Here is a 4648-nt window from a genome sequence, read left to right as displayed (position 1 = left end):
AAGGTTGACCGTCTTATGCTCGATTTCTTCCTGCATCGTTACCACCTCCTGTGCAGAAAATCGTCTTAGCGGTCATGTTCCACCGGGGGCTTGTTTACGGCCTTCTCTGCGTCATTCTGAACCGATTCATCCGGAACCGGAATGACTATCAGGCGACGCCCCAGAGGAAGAAAGGCTTCGGGTTGATGAAATTCTTCTTCATACTTCTGCGCCAGCTCCGGGGAGAGCGATACAAAATCCTCCTCACCCAGACCTACCACCAAAAAGGTCCCGGCAATAACATCGTACATCAGCCCGTCCTCGTCCCATAAGGCACGGTTCAACGGCAGTCCCATGAGCTTGCCGTCATCGTTATAGACGATGGCAACCGGATCTTCAAAAGGGTAGCTTGCGCCGATGGAGCCGCCGACAGCCTGCTGCAATGCTTTCAGGTCGTTATCGATCTCGACCTGCTGCGGATACTGCCCCGGCGCAATTTTCAGCACCGACAAGGTGTTCTCGGTCTGTTCCATTATCTTCCTCCTCGAATTTGATAGTGATTTCCTGCCCAGCACGGGCGGCGTTCAACAGAGCTGCCACAAAGAAGCCGAAAAAGGCACCAGCTTCAAAAATGATAAACGAATAAATATAATTCATAGCGAACCTCCTGCATTGACTGAACTGTGAGAAGAATCCTCTCAGGGAGGACGGGGAGCGCAAGACGCGGTGACGGTATGCTTAGTGGAAACATTGGCATGAGTATGCGGTGCGGCATCGGTAGAAAAATAGTCGTACAGAGCATCCCGCAGAGAATGGAAGCAACAAGCATGGTAGTCGTGCAGACGGAGAACCAGAATCTTCAAAACATCAACGGCGGAACAGTAAAAGTCCTCCGTGACTTCTGCGAAACTCGCATAGCAGGTCATTTCAGTATCCATACTGCACCTCTTAGTCAATGCAGATGCAGACCATCTTCTCGCGGCCAGCCATCAGAGGAACACTGTTCTCGCCCAGATAACACTGGATCAGGTACAGGTCGGCGGTGGTAAGTGCAACAAAATTGCCATCGGTGTCGTAGCGTACAAAGATGACTGCGCCGGACAGGTAACGCTTGCCAGCCAGCGTAATGACCTGACGAGGATCGTAGCAGAGTGCCAGCGGCACATCTTCGCTGATGCTGTAGCAGGAATCAGTTTCATCGAAGCAAGGCAGGTAACTGCGAACGTTCGCCAGCGGGGTGATGGTCAGTTCGATCTCCGGGGCAATCACGGCGGCGTAAACTTCATCATCGCCGAGCTGCCGCTCCAGCACATCGCTCATCTTGTTGAAGAAGTCGGTCACAGCATTGTCCATGTGGTTGATTTTCTGGTTCATGGCTTCGATGGTCTTTGCGGTCTTGAGATCAATGGTAGTGTTCATAGTGCTTTTTCTCCTAATTTTTGCAAAAAAGAAAGACCCGGTCGGGTCTTACGTTCAAAATGTGTGTTAGCGCTCATTCTGCCGCTGCTGTTTGCGTTGCCACTGATCCAGCAGCTTGATGATAGTGTCCTCCATCTGTTTCGGGGTGAAGCTGCGCGGGAAATACTTCCGCAGGGTGTCGTTTTTGATGACCACCTTGTCCAGCTCGTCCTTTTTCTCTTCTCCCATGACCGCAAAGGCAACATCATACGAGAAGTGCCCTTCCTGCGCCAGCCTTTTGAGCCGCTGCGCTTGGGAAAGGGACGGCGCATTCTGGGTGTCGTTCATAGCTTCTAAAAAATCCCGCTGTTGGCTTTCGTCCAGATAGGACAATTCCACAGCGGGATTGAAGGCGATTTTCTTTTCGTCCACCATGTCCAGAAGTTCGGGGACAAGGTTGGTCAGGCGGATGAAACGCCGGACGGTTTCACGGCTTTGATTGTTTTCAGCTCCAAGCTGTTCATTGCTTCGCAACTTCGACACAAGTTGTGTCGAAGTTAAATCTGACCTAGCACCTTGATTTTTTAGAGCCTCCAGCTTCATTTTGTAAGCGAAAGCCCTTTCACTAGGCAGAATGTTTTCACGCTGGAGATTGCTATCCACCATGAGCAAAACAGCGGCATCATCGTCCATGTTGCGGACAATGACCGGCAGAGCATCCAGCCCGGCAAGCTGGGCGGCGTGCTGACGGCGGTGCCCGGAGATGATCTCATAGCCACCCTCCGGGCGGGGACGGGCAATCAGCGGAGACAACACGCCGTACTGTTCCACGCTCTCCACCGTGCGCTGCATGGACTCATCATCCAAAACCTTAAAGGGGTGGTTCTTGAAAGGAAACAGCTCCCCGATGGGGATTTGCTGAACCTGCTCCCGCTGCTGCTCCTGTCGGGATTCTTCGGTGGAGAAGATGTCATCTGCCCCTTTCAGCGACACGTTTAAGCTGTTTTTCGGCATTCGCCATCACCTCCCTAGTCAGAGATTTATAGGCTTCTGCCACCTTGCCTTTGGGGTCATGCTGGTAGATGCTCTTGCCTACGGCACTGATCTCTGCAGCCCGGACAGATCTAGGAATGGTCTGGTCGAACACTTTGATCTTGCTGCCGTAAGCACCCCGAATCAGATTGTCGATCTGCTGCCCATAGTTGGTGCGGCTGTCGGTCATGGTGAGCAGGATGCCCTCGATTTTCAACTTCGGGTTGATCTGCCGATGGACTTTCTGCACCGTCTGCAAAAGCTGTTCCAGACCCTTTGCGGACAGGTACTGCGCCTGCACCGGAATCAGGGTGGTGTCCGCCGCTGCCAAGGCATTGACGGTCAGCATCCCAAGGGAAGGGGTGCAGTCCAACAGAATGAAATCGTATTCATGCTTTGCCCCTTCCAGCACCTGTTTGAGCATCTTTTCCCGGTTCATGCAGTTGACGAGAGACACTTCCATCCCTGCCAGTTCGATATTCGCCGGAATCAGGTCAACGCCCTCTGCGTGGTGCAGAACACCCTCACCGGGCGAAATGCTCTGGTCGTTCATGGCTTTTGCCATTAGGGTGGAAAGAGTGGTGGGCAGTTCATCGGGCTGCTGCCAGCCCATGCTGATGGTCAAAGACCCCTGTGGGTCAGCGTCCACCAACAGGACTTTTTTGCCTTCCATCGCCAGCCCGATGCCCAGATTCTCACAGGTGGTGGTCTTGCCGGTGCCGCCTTTCTGGTTGACGATGGCTATTGTGGTTGCTTTCTTTGAAATTTTCATCACCTCCGCATCGCTAAGTCGTGGTTGGTTTGGTTCTGATAGAAAAGCTGCATCGTGGTGGGTGCATTATACAGAGAAGCAAGCAGGTATTGTTTCATGTTTCGGATCGGGCTGCTGTTCTCTGCAAGGCACTTCAGCACAAAGTGGATATGGTCAGCGTTCAGCTTCATAAAGCGACTGCGTACACCACCTCGGCGGGCTTATCGTCCCCGGCAATGCGCAGCGTCTTGCGGTTGGTGGCACAGGTGTCCACCAGCAAATCTACGATCTGATAGATGGTATCCTCATCGTCCGGGCAGAGCCGGAGCAGAAGGTCTACCTCCAAAGATTGAGAAAAATATTCCTCCAGTTGTTCACGTTCGCTCATCCAGTCGTTTTCATCGGAAGAGATAGGATCAGTATCGCTTATCTCTGTATTATTCCTCTCAGTCTTATTACATCGTAGTTTGGCCGGGTCTTGAAGCGTATTCTGGACGACTCCAGAATCGTCATTATCACGATTCAGAAAGCGTAGTTTTGACGATTCTGACGAAAAATTCTTCACATAGATGAGATCGGGCTTGCCCAGCCCCCTTCGTTTGCGTTCGATCAGGCCGTACTCTTCCAGTTCTCGCAGCAGCTTGGTGGCCTTTTTATCGGCACAGCCCAGTGAATCCTGCACTTCCTGCACGGTATAGATGATGAATACCCGTCCAGCTTTGTCCAACCAACCATTCCGGGCTGAAAGGCTCATGCGGTCGAGCAGGATACCGTACAGCGTTTTGGCATCTGTGGAAAGCAGTTGGAAGCGGCTATCCTGAAACAACAGCTTGGGAATCCGGTAGAAGGAGAACAGCTCGCTGGACTGCCCATAGAAGTAATCAAGGTCTGCGGTTCTTGTCGGCTTTTTTTCGGGCATAGAGAATATCCCATTTTTCAGGTGTGGAACGGAATACATTGACCTGCTTCTTATAAGGGCAGTGGGCATACAGGCAGGTGCGGAACTTGAAATCAGGTCGATAGTACGGGCACAGCTTGCAGCTGTCCGGGGCACGGTCGGAACCTTCGCCAGCGGCGATCACATGGTGCATGGAGTGCTGAACATGGCGCAGAGCTTCGTTTCGCTTGTGGCTCACTTGGCATCACCTCGTTTCTCCAGCGGTGCCATCAGGTCTTTGTAGCAGGGAACCAGCACACAGGGCTTTGCCCGCTTGTAGGGGCACCCTTCGCACTTGCTGGGGCCTTTGGGCGGCTCGATCAGATAGTAGCAGTTCTCTTTGCCGAGAACGCAGCCCTTCTTTCGGTTCTTCCAGAAGAAGCAGTGCCGGCAATCTGTCGGGCGGGAAGCGTGGTAGCGGATACCGTCCATCGTGACGGTCAGAACTTTTTTCATCGGTAAACCCTCCTTTGGTGGATTCGGGAAGTTCAGCCCGAAAACAAAAAAGCGCGTTCCTCTTTCTGTTCCGAGAGAACAGCGAGTGAACGCGC

At 52.7% G+C, this 4648-nt stretch carries 8 protein-coding genes and 1 pseudogene; all 9 read right to left on the bottom strand.

Annotated elements, in window-relative coordinates:
- Positions 1-65: 65 nt before the first annotated feature.
- Positions 66-512, bottom strand: a complete 447-nt coding sequence (locus tag C4N24_RS14610) for a DUF3846 domain-containing protein (RefSeq protein WP_005924902.1) — start codon at positions 510-512, stop codon at positions 66-68.
- On the bottom strand, positions 436-636 hold the full coding sequence (locus C4N24_RS14605; RefSeq protein ID WP_080545316.1) for a hypothetical protein: 201 nt from the start codon (positions 634-636) through the stop codon (positions 436-438). Before C4N24_RS14605 ends, C4N24_RS14610 begins: the two co-directional genes overlap by 77 nt.
- Before the next feature lie 41 nt (positions 637-677).
- Positions 678-917, bottom strand: coding sequence for a hypothetical protein (locus C4N24_RS14600; RefSeq protein ID WP_112091999.1), 240 nt, complete (start codon positions 915-917; stop codon positions 678-680).
- Between the two features lie 10 nt (positions 918-927).
- Positions 928-1398 carry a hypothetical protein gene (locus C4N24_RS14595; protein ID WP_005924908.1) on the bottom strand — a complete coding sequence of 157 codons (471 nt, stop codon included), beginning with the start codon at positions 1396-1398 and terminating at the stop codon, positions 928-930.
- 66 nt (positions 1399-1464) lie between these two features.
- On the bottom strand, positions 1465-2391 hold the full coding sequence (locus C4N24_RS14590; RefSeq protein ID WP_112091998.1) for a ParB/RepB/Spo0J family partition protein: 927 nt from the start codon (positions 2389-2391) through the stop codon (positions 1465-1467).
- Positions 2348-3181 carry a ParA family protein gene (locus C4N24_RS14585; protein WP_112091997.1) on the bottom strand — a complete coding sequence of 278 codons (834 nt, stop codon included), beginning with the start codon at positions 3179-3181 and terminating at the stop codon, positions 2348-2350. Before C4N24_RS14585 ends, C4N24_RS14590 begins: the two co-directional genes overlap by 44 nt.
- A pseudogene (locus C4N24_RS14580) lies at positions 3181-4079 on the bottom strand (DUF6017 domain-containing protein). Before C4N24_RS14580 ends, C4N24_RS14585 begins: the two are co-directional and overlap by 1 nt.
- Positions 4042-4296 carry a hypothetical protein gene (locus tag C4N24_RS15200; protein ID WP_005924919.1) on the bottom strand — a complete coding sequence of 85 codons (255 nt, stop codon included), beginning with the start codon at positions 4294-4296 and terminating at the stop codon, positions 4042-4044. Before C4N24_RS15200 ends, C4N24_RS14580 begins: the two are co-directional and overlap by 38 nt.
- Entirely contained in the window at positions 4293-4553 is a 261-nt protein-coding gene (locus C4N24_RS14575) for a hypothetical protein (RefSeq protein ID WP_112091996.1), read from the bottom strand. Before C4N24_RS14575 ends, C4N24_RS15200 begins: the two co-directional genes overlap by 4 nt.
- Positions 4554-4648 lie beyond the last annotated feature (95 nt).

The sequence above is a fragment of the Faecalibacterium prausnitzii genome, from assembly GCF_003287405.1.
GTDB classification, from domain to species: Bacteria; Bacillota; Clostridia; order Oscillospirales; family Ruminococcaceae; genus Faecalibacterium; species Faecalibacterium intestinale.
This window is presented reverse-complemented; position numbering and strand designations above follow the sequence as displayed.

Excerpts from the sequence above, each read along its gene's own strand:
- C4N24_RS14575 (WP_112091996.1), bottom strand. The coding sequence starts at position 4,553 with ATGAAAAAAGTTCTGACCGTCACGATGGACGGTATCCGCTACCACGCT.
- C4N24_RS14595 (WP_005924908.1), bottom strand. The coding sequence starts at position 1,398 with ATGAACACTACCATTGATCTCAAGACCGCAAAGACCATCGAAGCCATG.
- C4N24_RS14605 (WP_080545316.1), bottom strand. The coding sequence starts at position 636 with ATGAATTATATTTATTCGTTTATCATTTTTGAAGCTGGTGCCTTTTTC.
- C4N24_RS14600 (WP_112091999.1), bottom strand. The coding sequence starts at position 917 with ATGGATACTGAAATGACCTGCTATGCGAGTTTCGCAGAAGTCACGGAG.
- C4N24_RS14585 (WP_112091997.1), bottom strand. The coding sequence starts at position 3,181 with ATGAAAATTTCAAAGAAAGCAACCACAATAGCCATCGTCAACCAGAAA.
- C4N24_RS14610 (WP_005924902.1), bottom strand. The coding sequence starts at position 512 with ATGGAACAGACCGAGAACACCTTGTCGGTGCTGAAAATTGCGCCGGGG.
- C4N24_RS14590 (WP_112091998.1), bottom strand. The coding sequence starts at position 2,391 with ATGCCGAAAAACAGCTTAAACGTGTCGCTGAAAGGGGCAGATGACATC.